Here is a 17047-nt window from a genome sequence, read left to right as displayed (position 1 = left end):
CTCTCCCAACCAAGCTTGGGGTAGAGCGCTCGTCAATCCGCCGGCACCGTCCTCTCCCGCGCCCATTCGCGCAACGCCTCCACTTTTTCGGCCATGAGCACCGACAGCGGCCGCGTCTGCCGGATCTCGGCGACGAGATCGTCCTGCGCGAGATCGCGCTGTTCGGCCGCGGCCGAGTACAGCGACGCGACGATCGCCTGTTCGATTTCGGCGCCGGAGAATCCTTCGGCCGCCGCCGCGAGCGCGGCCGTGTCGAAGCCGAGTTTGTCGAGCGAGCGCCTGGTCAGGTGCAGGCGGAAGATTTCCGCGCGCACGGCGGCATCCGGCAGGTCGACGAAGAAGATTTCGTCGAAGCGCCCCTTGCGCAGGAGTTCGGCCGGCAGTTCGTGCACCTGGTTCGCCGTCGCCACGAGGAAGACGTTCGCCTTGCGCTCGGCCATCCACGTGAGCAGATAACCGAGCACGCGCCGCGACACGCCGTCGTCGGAGGTGCCTTGCGCGAGCCCCTTCTCGATCTCGTCGATCCACAGCACGCAGGGCGACAGGAGTTCGGCGTTCTTGAGCGCCGCGCGCAGGTTGCGTTCGGTCTCGCCGTGGAATTTGTTGTACAGCGAACCGAAATCGAGCCGCGCGAGCGGCACGCCGAAGCCGCCGGCGATCGCCTTCGCGGCAAGGCTCTTGCCGCAGCCCTGCACGCCGAGCAGCAACACGCCCTTGGGCGGATCGAGCCTGATCGCGCTCTTGGCGCCGACGAACGCGCCGCGGCGCTGCGCGATCCAGCGCTTGAGCCGCGCCAGGCCCGCGACGTCGGCGAACTGCGACGTGTGATATTCGAAATGCAGCAGGCCGTCGCGGTTCAACAGTTCGAACTTCGCCTTCGCGAGCTCCGGCAGGTCGGACGGGCCGAGCGCGCCGTCGCGCCAGATCAGCTGGCGCGTGATCTGGCGCGCGTCCGCGAGCGACAGCCCGACGAGGTTGCGCACGATCGCGCGCGCGGCGTCGGCATCGACCTCCACGCGTCGGCCGGTCTCGCGCGTGTACTGCGCGGCCTCCGAGCGCACCACGTCGGCGATCGCGTGCACGTCGGGCAGGCTCAGCGAAAACCGCGTGACGTACGGTGCCAGTTCCTCGGGAATGTCGAGCTTCGGTGCGACCAGCACGATCGTGTGCGCCGCCGTGCCCTGGCGCTGCACGATCTCGCGCAGCTGCCGCATCACCATCGGATAGCGCAGGTAGGGATTGAAATCGAGCATCAGGTACACGCCGCGCTCTCTCGCGGCGCGCATCGCCTGCAGCGTGTACGACGCGTCGGGGGCGATCGACTCGTCGTCGTCCTCGTCGATGTCGAGCCGGCGCAGGCCGGCGGTGATGCTCCAGCGGTAGAGCGGCAGCAGCGCGTCGCCGATCGCATGCCGAAAGCTTTCGATCGCCCGGCTCTCCTCGGGCGTTTCGATCGCGATCAGCGGGGTGGCGGCGCGCAGCAGGGTTACGAGATCGTCGTGGGGCGTCATAGGGCGCATCGTGGGATGAACGCGCAGTCCGTGGGCGTCCGTGGCGACATCATAGAGCTTGGCGCCGCGTCGCGCGGCCCCGCCCGGTACGCGAAGCGCCGCGCCGCCGCCTGCGGCATAATGACCGGCTCCGCGTTCCGGTCCGTGCCCGCCATGCTTGATGAATACCTCAAACTTCAGTTGAACGGTCGTCTCGACGAGGCCGAGTCCGGCTACCGCGCGCTGCTCGCCAGCCAGCCCGACAACGTCGACGTGCTGCACATGCTCGGCGCGCTGCGCCGGCAGCGCCGCGACTACGCCGAGGCGCGCCTGCTGTTCGACCGCGCCTACGCGCTCGCGCCGGACCGCGCCGACGTGCTGCTCGATCTCGCCGGCCTGTATCTGCTCGACGGCGACAACGTCGGCGCGCGCGTGACGGTCGAGCGCGCGCTCGCGCTCGATCCGAACCTGCCCGGCGCCTACAACCTGCTCGCCCAGCTCGTCGAGGCGCAGGGCGACGGCGCCAAGGCCGAATCGCTGTACCGCACGTCGCTGCGCCAGCGCGAGGACGATCCGATCGCGCTCGGCGGCCTCGGCCGCATCCTGCTCGACCGCGGCGAACTCGACAAGGCGCTGTCGTACCTCACCGCCGCGGCCGATCGCGCGCCGAAGGACGGCGTGATCCAGCTGTACCTTGCGCGCGCGCTGACGCTCAAGGGCAATACCACGTTCGCCGAGCAGGCCGCGCGCAACGCGCTGGCGCTGCAGCCGAACCTGCACGCGGCACGCTTCCTGCTCGGCCAGCTCGTGCTCGAAGCCGGCAACGTCGACGAGGCGCGCGCCCACTTCACGGGGCTGCTCGACGTCGCCGACTTCCGCGCGATCGCGCTGTTCGGCCTCGGCGACGTCGTGCGCAAGAGCGGCGATCTCGAACAGGCCGTCGCGCTGTACCGCCAGGCGCTCGCGCTGCAGCCGCGCCAGGTGCGCGCGGTGCAGATGCTCGCCGGTTCGCTCGCCGCGCTCGGCCGCGAAGACGAAGCGGTGGCGCTGTACCGGCAGTACCTCACCGACTATCCGGAGGAACTGACGATCGAAGCCGCGCTCGGCGACCTGCTCTCGCAGCTCGGTGATCTCGCCGGCGCCCAGGCGGTGTGGAACCAGATCGCCCAGCGCCGTCCGGGCGATCCGACGCCGCTGCAGCGTCTCGCGCTGCTGCACGAACGTTTCGGCGACCACGCCGGCGCCGACGCGCTGGCCGCGCGCGTGGCCGAGTTCACCGCGGACGATCCCGACCTGATTCTGCTGCGTGCGCGTTCGGCGCAGCGCGAAGGCCGCGACGCCGACGCCGTGGCGCTGCTCGAAACGCTGCGTCCGCTGCAACTGCATCCGCGCCACGTGTCGCAGGCCGCGCATCGCTACGGCGTGCTCGCCGACCGCCGCGACGACGTCGCGCAGGCGCTGCCGGCGTTCGTCGAATCGCAGTCGATGCTCGAGGCGCGCGTGCACGAACAGCCGCCGCTCACCGACGAGTTCCTCGCGCGCCTGTCCGAGCCCGCGCCCGCACCGGCCGGCAAGGCGCCGGTGTTTCTCGTCGGTCTGCCGGGCGGCATGGTCGAGCGCGTCGCGGCGCTGATCTCCGGCCAGCCCGGCGTGCAGCTCCTGCGCGATCGCGCGATGGGCACCGCGCAGCGGCGCGACGATTTCTTCAATCCGGCGTTCGCCGCGTTCACCGCCGATCCGCAACAGGCCGCGGAGCGCCGCGCGCGCTGGGACGCCGAAGCCGCGCGCACCGGCGCCGACCTCGAAGGCCAGGTGCAGGTCGACTGGCTGCTGCGCTGGGACGCGCGTTTTCTGCCGCTGATCCGCCATTCGTTTCCCGGCGCGACGCTCGTCATCGTCGAGCGCGAGGATTCGCGCGACCTGCTCGTGAACTGGCTCGCGTACGGCTGGCTCGAAGGCTTCCCGGCGTTCGATCCCGACGCCGCGGCGACGTGGCTCGGCACCGCGCTCGAACACACGCGCATCTGCAACGAGGCGCAGGGCCTCAAGGTCGTGCGCGTCGACCCCGATGCGCTCTTCGCCGATCCGATCGGCAACGGCCGCGCGCTGGCGCAGGCGCTGGGCCTTGCGCAGCTCGTGCCGGGCGGACCGCAGTTCGGGCTCGGCGGCCTGCCGCTCGGCCTGCCCCCGGGCGCTGGCAGGCGTACGAAGGCCTGCTTGCCAGCACCTACGCCAAATTGCAGAGTAGCCGCTGACGGATCGACCGGGGCATGCGCCCCGGCGGGGTCCGGATCGGGCAGGGGAGCCTCGACGCAATGACCGAGAAGCACGCATCGATGCCGTCGCCGGCGACGGCATTGGTCGACGCCGCGCGCGCGGCGGCGACGCAGGGACGCATCGCCGAAGCCGAGGCGGTCTACCGGCGCGTGCTCGACGTCGACGCAGGCTCGGTCGAGGCGCTGAACTTCCTGGCGATGTGCCGGCTCGCGCAGCAGCAGCCGGCGCAGGCCGTGGAACTCCTCGAACGCGCGCGCGCCGCCGCGCCGAACGACGCCGAAACGCACAAGAGCCTCGGCCTCGCCTATCGCGCCGGCGGCGACGCGCAGCGCGGCGTGCAGGCGCTGACCGACGCGGTACGACTCGATCCCGACTACTACGTCGCGCGCCTGCACCTGGGCGTCGCGCTCGAACAGCTCGGCCTCGGCGACGAGGCGCTGGTGCAGTATTTCCGCGCGGTGCGACAGGCGCAGGCGCAGGGCCGCTGGCTCAGCGAAGCGACGACGCCGCCGGGCCTGCGGCCCACGGTGCTCGCGGCGATGCGCACGGTCGACTACGGCCGCCGCCGCCTGTTCGAAAACAGCTTCGCACCGCTGCGCACGCGCTATGGCGCGGACGCGCTCGCGCGTGTCGAACGCGCGCTCGCGATCTACCTCGGCGAGACGCCGCCGAACTATCCCGATCCGCGCCAGCGTCCGTTGTTTCTGTTCTTTCCCGATCTTGCGTCGCGTCCCTACTACGACCGTGCGCTGTTTCCGTGGCTTGCGGCGCTCGAGGCGCAAACCGGCGCGATCCGCACCGAGCTTCTGAACATGCTCGCGGCCGACCACGGCTTCGAGCCGTTTCTGCGATTCGATTCGGCGGCCCGGGTCGAGGACTATCTGCGCGGCACGAACGGGCAGCAGGCCTGGCAGGGCTTTTTCTTCTACCGCCACGGCGAGCGCCGCGACGACAACGCCGCGCGCTGTCCGCATACCGCGGCCGTGCTCGACACGCTGCCGATCGTGCGCATCCGCGAACACGCGCCGGAAGTGCTGTTCTCGGTGCTGACGCCCGGCGCGCACATCCTGCCGCATCGCGGCGTCACGAATACGCGGCTCGTCACGCATCTGCCGCTCGTGGTGCCGCCCGACTGCGCGCTGCGCGTCGGCGGCATCGATCACGTGTGGGAGGAAGGCCGCTGCGTGGTGTTCGACGACACGTACGAGCACGAGGCGTGGAACCGCAGCGACCTTACGCGCGTGGTGCTGATCCTCGACACGTGGCATCCCGACCTGACCGATGCCGAACGCGCGGCGGTGACCGATCTCGTCGAGGCGATCGGCGCGTTCAACAGCGCCGCCGGCGTCAAATAGTTCTATCCGATGCCGTAGCTCTTGCGCTTGCGATACAGCGTCGACGCATCGATGCCGAGCGTCCTGGCGGCGGTGTCGAGCGTCGGCGTCGCGCCGAGTATCGCCTCGATATGCGCGCGTTCGAGCGCCTCCAGCGTGACCGGATCGCCCGCCCGCGGCGTCGCGCTGGCGAGGCTCGCCGCGGCGTTCGCGGCGGTGAACGGCAGGTGTTCGTAGCCGATGTCCTCGCCGCCGCACAGGATCACCGCGCGTTCGATCGCGTTGGCGAGCTCGCGCACGTTGCCGGGCCACGAATAGCCCAGCAGCGCGTTGCGCGCCGACTCCGAGAAACGCCGCGCCGGACGCCGGTAGCGCGCGACGAGGGTGGTCAGAAGATCGTGCGCGATCGGCAGGATGTCCTCGGGCCGCTCGCGCAGCGGCGGCACGGTGAGGCTGATGACGTTCAGGCGATAGTACAGATCGGAGCGGAACGTGCCGTTCGCGACGGCGGCGCCGAGATCGGCGTTGGTCGCGGCGATCAGGCGCACGTCGGCCTTGCGCGTGCGCGGGTCGCCGACGCGTTCGTACTCGCGGTCTTGTAGAAAGCGCAGAAATTTCGGCTGCAGCGCAAGCGGAAACTCGCCGATTTCGTCGAGAAACAGCGTGCCGCCCTCGGCGACCTGCACGCGCCCCGACCGGTGCTCGTGCGCGCCCGTGAATGCGCCTTTGACGTGACCGAACAGTTCGCTTTCGAGGAGTTCGGCCGACAAGGAAGGGCAGTTGACGGTCGCGAACGACGCCTTGCGCCGGTTGCTCCACGCATGGATCGCGCGTGCCAGCATGTTCTTGCCGGTGCCGCTTTCGCCGAGGATCAGCACGGTCGCATCGGTTTCGGCGGCCTGGCGCGCGGTTTCGAGCAGGCGCGCCATCGCCGCGTTCGCGCTGTCGAAATGCTCGGCCGGTGCGATGTCGCGGCCCGATTCGAGCTCTTCGATGCGCCGCTCCAGTCGCCGCGCCTGCAACTGCTGTTCGACCGCGTGGATCAGTTCGTCGGGGCCGCACGGTTTGATCAGATAGTCGGCGGCGCCCGCGCGCATCGCGCTGACGGCGATCGCGGCATCGGATTCGGCCGTCGCCATGATCACGCGCATCCAAGGCGCGGCGGCGCGCAACTGCGGCAGGAGTTCGAGCCCGGATTCGTCGCCGAGCGAGATGTCGAGCACGCACACGTCGAACACGCTGCGCGATACCGCGGCGATCGCGGACGCGGCGTTGTGCGCGACGTTGATCTGGTAGCCGGCGTCCTCCAGGCACAGGCGGAAGGTGCGCAGCACGGTGCTGTCGTCGTCGACCAGCAGTACGCGTTCGCGAATGGGAGCGGGCGATTCGTTCACAGATCCTCCAAGATGTCGTGCACCCCGCATGATGCACTTTTTCTTTCCTGCAATCCGCCTTTGGCCGACGAAAATTCGCCGGCCCGAAGCAACTGATACTTCGACAGTTTTTTCGAAATGCGAAGTTGGCACGTCGATTGACTATATCCATTCGCCCCCGGAACGCCGAAGCGTCCGCGGATTCCCTCAAACGAGCGAATGGAGAACGCCATGCTGCACTACGCTCTCGTGTTTCTGGTCGTCGCCCTGATTGCGGCGCTGCTGGGTTTCGGCGGCCTCGCCGGCGTCGCTGCCGGTATCGCGAAGATCCTGTTCTTCGTGTTCCTGGTGCTGTTCGTGATTTCGCTGATCGCGGGACGCCGCCGCGTCTAGCGATCGGCCGCAAGGACGACGCGCACCCTGAGCGCAACGGCCAGGGATGGCCTCAAGGCCCGCGGGCCGCACGCATACGATACGAGGAAAGACACATGTCCACGACCACCAGCAAGCTCAACGATTTGATCGAACTGCTCAACGACGGCGAGAACTTCTACACCGAAGCCGCGGCGAAGGTGAAGCTGCCGGCGTACAAAAACCTGTTCCTGCGGATGGCGACCATCAAGCGCGCCGTCTCCGCCGATCTCGCGTCGCACGTCGCCGCGCACGGCGGCGATGTCGCCTCGGGCGGCACGGTGTTCGGCTCGCTTCGCAAGATGTACGCCGACGTCCGCGCGAGCATGACCAAGGACAGCGAGGCGGTATACGTCGCGCAGCTCGAGCAGACCGAAGACCGGATTCTCGAAGCGTTCCGCGACGAACTCAACGACGACGAAAGCCTCGAAGTTCGCCGTCTGGCGGAACGCCACTATCCCGAACTCAAGCGCGCGCACGACGAGATGCGCGACCTCAAGCACCGTCTCGCGGCTTGACGCGCGCGTGACGCTGACTTTGCTAAGGATGCAGTAATTGAACCGAGCGACAGCGATCCGGTCGTGCGCTGACATTCCCCCTGACAAACCGGATCGCGCACCGCTGTGAAGCGGCGCGGCGCAGCCCCAACGGGGAACTTGCGCGAAACGACGCGGCAACGCCCCGAGAGGCGTTGCCGCTTTTTTGCGTCGCGCCGCACAGGCCGCGGCGGCGATGCGAGCGCGCGCCGGGGCCGCCGCGTCATTCGTACGAGCGTGTTGCAGGAATGACCGGCGCTTCACCGCCATGTCGCGCGCAAGCGAGCCGAGGTATTCTTGCGCCCGTAGCGACGATATCGCGCCGTTCCCGCCGCGGCCGCAAACCCCTACGTCGTCGGAAACCGTCTGCGCATGTCCGAGCCGACCCTTCCATGGCCGCCCGAAGCACGCGAGCTGCGGCTCGGCGATCTCATCGTCGATCTGCGTTATCGCCGCGTTGTCCTCCACGGCACGGCTACCGAGCTGCCGCAGCGGCCGTTCGATCTGTTGTGCTTGCTGATTGCCGAACCGTACTTGCTGCATTCGCGCAACGAATTGTTCCAGCGCGTCTGGAAGGGCGCGGTCGTCGAGGACGCGAACCTGTCGCAAAGCGTCTGGCTCGTGCGCAACGCACTGGGCGAACCGGCGAAGACCTGGCTGCGCACCGTCGCCAAGGGCGGCTACGTGTTCGAACCGCCGATGCCGGTCGAGGTCGTCTCCGAGCGGACGGTGCCGGCGCCGACCGCGACGGCGGCGGTCGGGCGATCGGGTCCGCGCGTGCGCCCGCTGCTGCTCGCCGCCGCGTTCGCGCTCGCCGCGGCGGTGCTCGTGGTCAAGGTACTCGCGCCGCGGCTCGCGCATACCGAGGCCGGGCCGGCGCGCGTCGTGCTGCTCGATGCCGAGGGCGACAAGAGCACGGCGGCGACGCCGCGACACTGGGCCTCGGCCCTGATGCGCGCATGGCTCGAATGGAAGCTCTCGCGCGAACCCGGCGTCGTCGTCGTCGACGCGCCGCGTCTGGCGGATGGCGACGAGGGGAGCTCGGGCCAGGTACACATCGTGCTGCTGTCGGCCGTGGCGCAGCCCGGCGATGCGGCGACCGTGCGCCTGCGCGCGCACCTGGCCGGCGTCGAGCCGCAACGCGATTTCGCCGTGACGGCCCCGCTCGCCGATGTCGCGGCGCGCGTCGACACGCTCGCGCGCGACATCGTGGCCGCGCTCGTCGCCCGTCCGGTCGCGCACGACGAGCCGCCGCTCGCGCTCGACGCCGAGGCGGCGCAGCACTACGTCGAAGCGCTGGCTCTGCGCGACGCGCGGCGTCCGGCCGACGCGGTGCGCGCGTTCGACCGTGTGCTGCAGTCCGCTCCCCGTTTTTCGCTGGCACGCGTACAGCAGGCCGAGCTGCTCGGCGATCTCGGTCGCCTTGGCGCCGCGCGCGAACAACTGGCGCTTGCGGCCGACTGGATCGCGCGCCTGCCGCCTGTCGCGGCCGATATCGTGACGGCGCAACGCCTGATGATTCAGCGCGACTATGCCGAAGCCGTCGCGGCCTACGAGAAACTGACGCAGCGTTATCCGATGCAGCCGACCTACGCGATCCGATTCGCGCGCGCGCTCCTGGCCGCGGGGCGCGCCGACGACGCGCTGCGCGCTCTGACGCCGATCGACTGGAGCTTGCAGCCGACGGCGCTGCGGGTCGACGCACTGCTGGCGCGCGGCGAAGCGGAAGTCGGCAGCAACGCGCTGGAGCGCGCGGTGCAGGATGCCGAGCGTGCCGATACGATCGCCGCGCGCGCCGGGTGGTCGCGACAGCGCGGGCTCGCGCAGTTTCTCGCCGCGCGCGCGTCGATGCTGGCCGGCCGCGCCGGTGTCGACGATCGATTCGAGCGCGCGGCGAACCAGTTCGATGCCGCAGGCGATCGGCTCGGCGCGCTGCGCGTGCGCATGTACGGCGAAACGCGCCGCCGCGAATCGGACGGCGAACGTCTGCGGTCGCTGCTTGAGGAAGCGCGTGCGGCCGGCAATATCGAGCTGGAAGTGTTCGGCCTGCGCGCCGAGTCGCTGCGCAGGGCCTATCGCGGCGAGTTTGCGCAGACGCGGGAGTTGATCGCGCGCGCAACGGCCGTTGCCGAGACGTCGGGCGATCCGCGCGATCTTTCGGTGCTGGGGTTCGAAGCATTGCAGGCCGACGTGTATCTGGCCGACTACGCGGCGGCCGAACGCCGCCTCGAGGCGCTGGGCGAAGCGCCCCTGCAAGGTTTGGTTCGCATCGCGGTCGGCAAGCTCGCCGTCGCTCTGGCGGTGCGCCAGGGGCGCTACGACGCGGCGGCGGCGGCCCTGGCGCACTATCGCACGCAACCGGGCGACGAAGCCGAATTCGGCGCCGTCGAAGTCGAGCTGCTGCTCCGTCGCGTCGACCTTGCGGCGGCGCGCCTGGCGGCCGAGCGTTGCGCGGCGAGCGAAACCGAAACGACGGCGCTGACCTGCAGCGTGCAGCTCGCGATCGTCGCGCGCCTCGGCGGCGATCCGGCCGCGGCGCTTGCGCAACTCGACGCGATCCGCGCGCGCCTCGAGGCGCTGCGGGACGATACGAATCGCTGGGAGCTTGAAAGCCTGTATGCGCGCGAGCGTTCGCGCGCCGGCGATCCCGTCGGTGCCGAGCCGATGCTCGCCGCGCTGCGCGAACGTCTGCGTACGCGCGACATGCCCGGCGTTTACGTCGAAACATTGCTTTCGTCGGCCGAAACCGCGCTGCGGCTCGATCGCGTCGACGAGGCGGCGCAATGGCTCGCCGACGCGCGCATGCGCATGCCGGCCGGCGACTGGCTCGCGCGCGTGCGGGCCGAAACCGTCGACGCGATCGTGCGTCACCGGCGCGGCGACGCGGACGCGTTCGCCGCGCTCGCCGCGCTGGCCGACGAAGCGCGCACGCGCGGCGACGCGCTGGCGGAACTGTTCGCGCTGACGATTCCTGCGCAAGCGCGAGGCGTCGACCTGCCGCCGCGTGCGATCGAGCTTGCCGCCCGTTCGGGCATCCGCGGCGTATCGGCCCGCGCCGAACTCCAATCGCGTCCGACCGGCGCGCGCTAGACCGCCTCAGCGCTTGCGCGGCGCCTTCAGCTTCGCTTCGTGCGCGTCGTCGGCTTCGTCGAGCGAGTGCGTCTGTTTGAGCCCGTGGCTTTGCGCCGCGAGTTCGGCGAGCCGGCAATAGAACTTGCGCAGCACCAGCAGCTCTTCCTCGTCGAGATCCTCGATCGCGATCAGCCGGTTGCTCGCCGAATGATGCGACGCGAGCAGTTCGTTGAGCTTCAGATGCAGCGCGACGCTGTCCTTGTTCTGCGACTGCTGGATCACGAACACCATCAGGAACGTCACGATCGTCGTGCCGGTGTTGATGATGAGCTGCCAGGTTTCCGAATATCCGAACAGCGGTCCCGTCGCGGCCCAGATGATCACGATGAGCATGGCGATCGCGAAGGCGGCCGGCGTTCCGACCGCGTGCGTGACGCGGCCGGCGAGGCGGTCGAACAGCGAATGCCGGTGAGCCGGGCCGGTTGCGGTTGCCTCGTTCGCGTTCATGCGTGCCTCCTTTCGATGGGATTGGCGGCAAGATACCTCGGGGGCGCCGTCACGCGCCCGCCGGCAGGCCCAGCAGCAGCGCGATCCCGAGCGCGATGCGATAGACCGCGAACGGCGTGAAGCGGTGCGTGCGGATGTAGCCGAGCAGCCACTTCACCGCGACGAACGCGGTGACCGTCGACACGGCGAACGCGACGCCGAGCGCGGTCCAGTCCTCGTTCGCCGCGCCATTGCCGCGCAGCGTCTTGACGAGTTCGTAGCCGCTCGCGGCGAACATCGTCGGGATGCCGACGAGAAACGCGAACTCGGTCGCCGCGGCGCGGTTGCTCGTGCCGGCCAGCATCGCGACGAAGATCGTCGCGGCCGAGCGCGACGTGCCGGGCAGCATGCCGGCGACGACCTGCGCGAGGCCGACGAGCGCGGCGACCGTCCAGGTGATCGTCGTGCGATCGGGCCGCCGCTGCGCGAACCATTCCGCCGCGATCATCCACACGCCGCCGACGAGGAGCGCCCAGGCGATCGGCGTCACCGTCGTCGGCAGCTTGAAGCCGGCCTTCGACACGACGAGGCCGAGCACGGCGGTGATGGCGAACGCGAGCGAGAGCTTCGCGGCGTAGTCGCGGTCCTCACGCTGCGACAGATGCGTCGCGAGGTGCCACAGCCGCTCGCGGTAGATCAGCGTCACCGCGAGGATCGCGCCGGCCTGGATCGCGATGTTGAAGAGGTCCGAGCGCGCGCCGAGCCAGTACTCGGCGATCAGCAGATGCCCGGTGCTCGAAATCGGCAGGAACTCGGTGATGCCTTCGATGATGCCGAGGACGACGGCGGCGAGGAGGTCGGACATGGGCGCGCGCGGGCAGGCCGGTGGACGGCGAAGCGCGATAGCTTACGCGGGGTAGGGCGTTGCCGGGGCATCGAGCGGCGTACATCGCGACGCCGCGAGAAACTCCCTCTCCCCGGCCGCGCCGGGGGAGAGGGCTGGGGTGAGGGGGCGAGGCGTCGCACTTCGTCGAGATCGAGGAGGTACGCGGCGTTTCCCCCTCACCCCGACCCTCTCCCCCAAGCGAGCTTGGGGGAGAGGGAGTCCTTTGTTCAGCAGCCGTCGCAATGCGGTATGTCCGGCGGCGGACGAATCAGAACTGGTATTCGACCTCCACCCCATACATCCGCGGCGCGCTGATCGTCGCGTAGGTCGTGCCGAACACGTCGGTCGTGTAGTTGCCGACGCCCTCGACGTAGCGCTTGTCGAACACGTTCGTCGCGAACGCGGCGACGCGCCAGTGCTTCGACGCGTCGTTCCAGCCCAGCCGCACGTCGGTGCGCTGCTGCGCCGCGCCGACGTCGAAATTCGGGCTCAGCGTGCAATCGCCCTGCAGCACCGAGTCGGCGTTGCAGCGGCTCTTGCCGCGATACGCGTGGCGCAGCGACAGCGCCAGATCGCCGCCGCCGCCGAGCGCCCAGCGATACGTGCCGCCGAACGAGAACGAGAAATACGGCTCGCCGGTCGCCTGGCCGGAAAGATCCACGCCGCTCGGCGCGGTCTTGTCCTTGAACGTCGCGTCGATGAACGCCGCGTTCGCGTCGAGCGTGAACGCGCTCGTCGGCTGCCACACGAGGCCGATGTCGACGCCCCAGGCTTCCTCGTCGCTCGTGTCCACGAGATAGCGTGGCACGCCGGAGCCCGCGCTGTTCGGATCGAGCCGTATCGCCTGGCGGTCGGAATACACGTACTTGTAGATCGACGCGTTCCACTGCAGGTCGTAGTCGGGCAGCGCCTGCTTGATGCCCGTTTCGAAGTTCCACACGTCTTCGTTGTCGAACTTCGCGCCGATGTCGAGGCTGTTGTAGCCGCCGGCCTTGTAGCCCTTGGCGAGCGAGGCGAACACCATCGTGTCGGGATCGACGTGGTAGTCGAACACGAAGCGCGGGCTGACATCGCTCCACGAATCGCTGTCCTTCACCTTCACGCCTTCGAGCGCGCCGTTGGAAAACACGATGTCGCCGCTCGCGACCGCGAGCGCGATCAGCGCCTGTTCCTGCAGCTCCGGCGGCAGCTCGGCGATCAGCGGCTGGATCTGCGCGAGCGTCGCGTCGAGCGACGCTGCGCTGCGCGGGCCGTTGAGCCACGAAAACTTCTTCGTGTCGCGCGTGTAGCGCAGGCCGACCGTGAAGTTGGCGTGGTCGTTCAATTTCCAGATCGTGTCGCCGAACAGCGCGTAGGCGCGCGAGTCGGCCGTGTTGTTCATTTCTTCGCGCCAGCGGTGGTCGAGCAGCGACAGCGGTACGCCGAACGAGCCGAGCACGTCGGTGAAATAGCCGAACAGCGTGCCGTCCGGCGTCGGCGCGATGCCCTGGTTGCGGATCAGCGTATCGAGGCTGTCGGTGAACACGTTGACCTGCGAGGTCTGCTTGGCCTGCTCGCGGTAGTAGCTCGCGCCCGCGACCCAGTCGACGCGCTCGTTGTTGCCGGAAAATTTGAATTCCTGGTAAACGCTGCGATTGTCTTCGATGTTCGCGGTGTCGAGATAGAGGTTGCGGCGGTTCGTGCCGTCCTCGTCCTCGCGGTTGACCGTGTCGAACTGCCGCCACGCCGTGGTCGAGCTGATGTGGCCCCAGCCCGCGTCGTGGTTGACCTGCAACGTCGCGCCGTCGAACTTGCGCGATTCCTCGTTGCCTTCGACGTCGTTGAACACCGGCGCGTGGCGCGGATCGAGGTACAGGTTCGGATCGGGCGGCGACGGCGGACGGCCCGGCGCCGCCGGCAGCGCGACGATGCCGATCGCCGGCCGCGCGAGCTGGTCGAGATTTTCGTGGTCGTAGCTCAGCACCGCGGTCGTGTCGTTCGAAATATCCCAGCGGAACGCCGCGCGCGCGGCCCAGTTGTCGTCGCCGTTGAGATCCCGGCCGGTCGCCGCGTCGCGCAGCCAGCCGTCGCTCTCGTTGCGCAGCGCGCTCACGCGCAGCGCGGTCGTTTCGCCGAGCGGCGTGTTGATCAGGCCGTCGACGTAGCGCTGGCCGTCGTTGCCGAAGCGCGTGCGCAGGCGACCTTCGACGTCCATGCCCGGCTGCTTGGTGACGATCGACACCGCGCCCGCCGCGCTGTTGCGGCCGAACAGCGTGCCCTGCGGACCCTTGAGCACCTCGATGCGCTCGACGTCGTTGAACGCGAGCACCGAACCGCCCGAGCGCGCCGAGTACACGCCGTCGATGTACACGCCGACCGCGGGGTCGGTGCCGATGCCGAAGTCGCCGGTCGAGATGCCGCGGATCGCGAAGTAGGGCTGCGTCTTCTGGCCCGTGACCGACAGTCCCGGCACGAACGTGTCGATGTCCTGGATGTCGTACGCGGTCGTCTCGTCGATCAGCTTGTCGTTGATCACCTGGATCGCGATCGGCACTTCCTGCAGTTCCTGCTCGCGGCTCTGGGCCGTCACGACGACGCGTTCGAGCGTCGTGTCGGCGTCCCTTGCCGGTTCTTGAGCGAGCGCGGTTCCCGACGCGCACGCGATGAATCCGCTCGCGAGCGCGTACCGCAGGCACACGACGAGCGCGCGTCGATTCAGATCAGGTTGACTCAGTTTCATGGTCCACTCCCCGGGTCGTCCGGCATTCGTCGTGCCGGTTGTTCTGGTGTCAGTTGCAAGCCCCTTGCTGCGCGTCGATCCAGTCGCCGACGAGCTTCACCGCTTCGCGATGCGCGGTCGAGCGGCCGATTTCGGGCATCATCACGGCCGGATCGTCGCTGTCCATCCGGTACACGACGACCGAACCCGCCGCATCGCCCGGCTTGATGTCGAACAGGCGGTCGCCGGTCCCCTTGCCGGCCGCGACCGGCTGTTTGCACCAGCCCATGTGGATGCCGGGTTGCGCGTGCACGTCGAGCATCAGGCCCGACGTGTTCGCCGGCCCCTTCGCACTGTGGCAATGTCCACAATTGATATCAAGATAGGCCCGGGCCCGGGCGTCGAGCGGGGCGCCGGCGTCGTGCCAGTCGGCCGCGCGCGGCGCCGCCGCGGGTTGCGGCGCGCCCGTGAGATAGCCGGCCTGCGCGAGCTTCGCGAGCTGGTTCGCGCGGCCGTCCGTGTAGTCGAAGTCGCGGTTCAGATGGCGCGCCTTCGGGCCGATCGGCTGCAGCACGCGCGCGAGATTGTCGGTGTTGTGGCAGCTGCCGCACTGGTTCTGGTCGGGCACCTGGTACGAAATCTCGGTGCGCGCGTCGGCCGCGTCGACGAGTTCGAGCGGCACGATCGCGCCGATGCGCTCGAGTTTCGCGTCGGTCTGCGCGTCGTTCCAGACGTAGGGCAGGGCGATCCAGCCGGCTTCGCGCCGCACCAGCAGGCGCGTTTCGATCAGGCGCACCTTGGACAAGTCCAGTTTTTCGCCGACGAGATCGCTGCCGGCGGGATCGACGCGCGCGACGGACTTGCCGTCCCACTGCGCGTCCGGCAGCGGAAAATAGAACGTCTTGGAGATGATCGTGCCGACCGGAAAATCGAACGCGGCATCGGCGTCGTATTTCGCCGCGACGCCGTTTGGCATCCAGATCGTGCGCAGCTTGTGCGCGTAGTCGCTGAACAGCGCCGAGTTCAGATCGTACGGGACGACACCGGCGTTCAGGCGCAGCGTCGCGCCGTCGCTGACGACGACGCTCCAGTCCGACAGCTTGCCCGGCATGCCGTCGGCATGGAACGTCACCGGCGGCGCCTGCCGCGCGCACGCGGCGAGGGCGAACACCACGAGCAGCAGCGCGATCTTCCGCGCCGTCGTGCGCATCATGCTCAAGTCCGCTTCAGGTCGATGGCCGGCAGCTTCGGCAGGCTGCAGCGGAACGGCGCGATGTCGGTCGTCGGATTGTCGTAGCCGTTCGGCCCGTCGGCGTTGATGACGCCCGACACGTCGGCGAGGCAGATCTGCGGTCCCGGCGCCGGCTGGCCGTCCACTTTGCGATCCTTGTTGAAGTAGCCGTCCCACAGCACGTCGGGGAAGCTGCCGGTCAGGCCCATCGTCGCCATGCGCAGCGCTTTGAGATCGACGCCGTCGGGCGAATTGCCGCCGCCCTTCAGGCGGTTGCCGTAGATGTTGATGCGTTCGGGATACGGATCGAAATCCTTGGCCATGCTGCTGTCTTTGTAGCCGGTCGAGTACACGCTCGACACGATGATGTTCGCGGTACGGTTGTCGGCGATGTCGTTGTCGAAGATCTCGACGTCGTCATTGGAATTGATGACCATGCCCGAGCCCGCCGGCACGCTCGCGACCGGGGTGCCCTTCGCGCCGAAGTTGTCGGTGTTGTTGTCGACGATCCTGTTCTTGAACACGCGGATCTGCCCGCCCTGCTGCGACAGCGCCGGCATGTTGAACACGAGGATGCCGCCCGTGTTGTTCGTCGCGACGTTGTCGTACACGTCGGCGTTGACCGTGTTCTCGACCTCGATGCCGGCGACATTGAACTCGGCGCGGCTGCGCCGCACGATCACGTCCTTCGACTGGCCGACGTAGATGCCCGCATCGGACGCCGCGATCGCGACGCTGTCTTCGATCAGCACGTTCGTCGTCTTGACCGGATACAGGCCGTAGCCGCCGTTCTTCGTGCTCGGCCCGCCGGTCCACTGCACCTTCACGCCGCGGATCGTGACGTGGTTGGATTCGCTGATCTTGAGGCCGTCGCCCTTGGAATCCTCGATCGTCAGGTTTTCGATCAGGAAGTTGTCGCCGTTGACGAGCAGCCCCTCGGCGCCGGCTTTCTGGCCCTTGAAAGTGAGCACGCTCTTGTCCATGCCCGCGCCGCGGATGGTGATGCCGCTCGCGCGCAGCACGAGGCTGCGGTCGAACGCGAAGCGGCCGGCCGGAATCTCGATCACGTCGCCGGGCTTGGCGTCGAGCAGCTTCTGGTGCAGCGTCGCGGCGTAGCCCGTGTCGGCCGGCGGCTGCGGCGGTTCGGCGCCGCCGCACGCGCAGAGCAGCGCGGCCGTCGTCAGTGCAAGTACACAATGTCGCATGGTCCGCTCCGCCCGGTTCGATCGTTAAAGTTTTGTGCGCTCGCCGCA

The 17047-nt window shown here is 68.9% G+C and carries 12 protein-coding genes; 5 read left to right on the top strand and 7 right to left on the bottom strand.

Annotated features, from left to right (window positions below):
* Positions 1 to 32: 32 nt before the first annotated feature.
* Positions 33 to 1511: an AAA family ATPase gene (locus OD750_RS08030; protein WP_263542026.1), complete on the bottom strand. Its 1479-nt coding sequence runs from the start codon at positions 1509 to 1511 to the stop codon at positions 33 to 35.
* A 153-nt stretch (positions 1512 to 1664) separates the two neighbouring features.
* Between OD750_RS08030 and OD750_RS08025 the strand changes: the two genes are divergently transcribed.
* Both OD750_RS08025 and OD750_RS08020 read left to right on the top strand, forming a co-directional pair.
* Positions 1665 to 3809 carry a tetratricopeptide repeat protein gene (locus OD750_RS08025; protein ID WP_263542027.1) on the top strand — a complete coding sequence of 715 codons (2145 nt, stop codon included), beginning with the start codon at positions 1665 to 1667 and terminating at the stop codon, positions 3807 to 3809.
* Positions 3806 to 5122 (top strand): aspartyl/asparaginyl beta-hydroxylase domain-containing protein, encoded by a 1317-nt coding sequence (locus OD750_RS08020; protein ID WP_263542028.1) that lies wholly within the window; start codon positions 3806 to 3808, stop codon positions 5120 to 5122. Before OD750_RS08025 ends, OD750_RS08020 begins: the two co-directional genes overlap by 4 nt.
* A gap of 2 nt (positions 5123 to 5124) precedes the next feature.
* On the opposite strand, the gene OD750_RS08015 is transcribed toward OD750_RS08020, so the two are convergent.
* Positions 5125 to 6495 (bottom strand): sigma-54-dependent transcriptional regulator, encoded by a 1371-nt coding sequence (locus tag OD750_RS08015; protein ID WP_263542029.1) that lies wholly within the window; start codon positions 6493 to 6495, stop codon positions 5125 to 5127.
* Positions 6496 to 6705: 210 nt separating this feature from the next.
* Between OD750_RS08015 and OD750_RS08010 the strand changes: the two genes are divergently transcribed.
* The 3 genes from OD750_RS08010 (at position 6706) to OD750_RS08000 (ending at position 10511) form a co-directional block, all read left to right on the top strand.
* Positions 6706 to 6867, top strand: a complete 162-nt coding sequence (locus tag OD750_RS08010) for a DUF1328 domain-containing protein (RefSeq protein ID WP_263542030.1) — start codon at positions 6706 to 6708, stop codon at positions 6865 to 6867.
* Positions 6868 to 6962: 95 nt separating this feature from the next.
* Entirely contained in the window at positions 6963 to 7403 is a 441-nt protein-coding gene (locus OD750_RS08005) for a PA2169 family four-helix-bundle protein (protein ID WP_263542031.1), read from the top strand.
* A gap of 390 nt (positions 7404 to 7793) precedes the next feature.
* The gene (locus tag OD750_RS08000; protein WP_263542032.1) at positions 7794 to 10511 is read left to right on the top strand and encodes a winged helix-turn-helix domain-containing protein; all 2718 of its coding nucleotides are present in this window, start codon (positions 7794 to 7796) and stop codon (positions 10509 to 10511) included.
* Positions 10512 to 10517: 6 nt separating this feature from the next.
* Here the strand turns inward: OD750_RS08000 and OD750_RS07995 are convergent, their stop codons facing one another.
* From OD750_RS07995 to OD750_RS07975, 5 genes are all read right to left on the bottom strand, one after another.
* A complete protein-coding gene (locus tag OD750_RS07995) occupies positions 10518 to 11000 on the bottom strand; it encodes a low affinity iron permease family protein (protein WP_263542033.1) in 483 nt (160 codons plus the stop codon).
* A gap of 49 nt (positions 11001 to 11049) precedes the next feature.
* Entirely contained in the window at positions 11050 to 11844 is a 795-nt protein-coding gene (locus OD750_RS07990; RefSeq protein WP_263542034.1) for an undecaprenyl-diphosphate phosphatase, read from the bottom strand.
* A gap of 289 nt (positions 11845 to 12133) precedes the next feature.
* Positions 12134 to 14584 (bottom strand): TonB-dependent receptor, encoded by a 2451-nt coding sequence (locus OD750_RS07985; RefSeq protein WP_263542035.1) that lies wholly within the window; start codon positions 14582 to 14584, stop codon positions 12134 to 12136.
* A 49-nt stretch (positions 14585 to 14633) separates the two neighbouring features.
* A complete protein-coding gene (locus OD750_RS07980; RefSeq protein WP_263542036.1) occupies positions 14634 to 15776 on the bottom strand; it encodes an SO2930 family diheme c-type cytochrome in 1143 nt (380 codons plus the stop codon).
* A gap of 2 nt (positions 15777 to 15778) precedes the next feature.
* Entirely contained in the window at positions 15779 to 16999 is a 1221-nt protein-coding gene (locus OD750_RS07975; RefSeq protein WP_263542037.1) for a parallel beta-helix domain-containing protein, read from the bottom strand.
* Positions 17000 to 17047: the final 48 nt, after the last annotated feature.

Source organism: Tahibacter soli (assembly GCF_025717065.2).
Classification (GTDB): Bacteria; Pseudomonadota; Gammaproteobacteria; order Xanthomonadales; family Rhodanobacteraceae; genus Tahibacter; species Tahibacter soli.
Note: the sequence above shows the minus strand (reverse complement) of the source record. Positions and strands in the feature narration are given on the sequence as shown.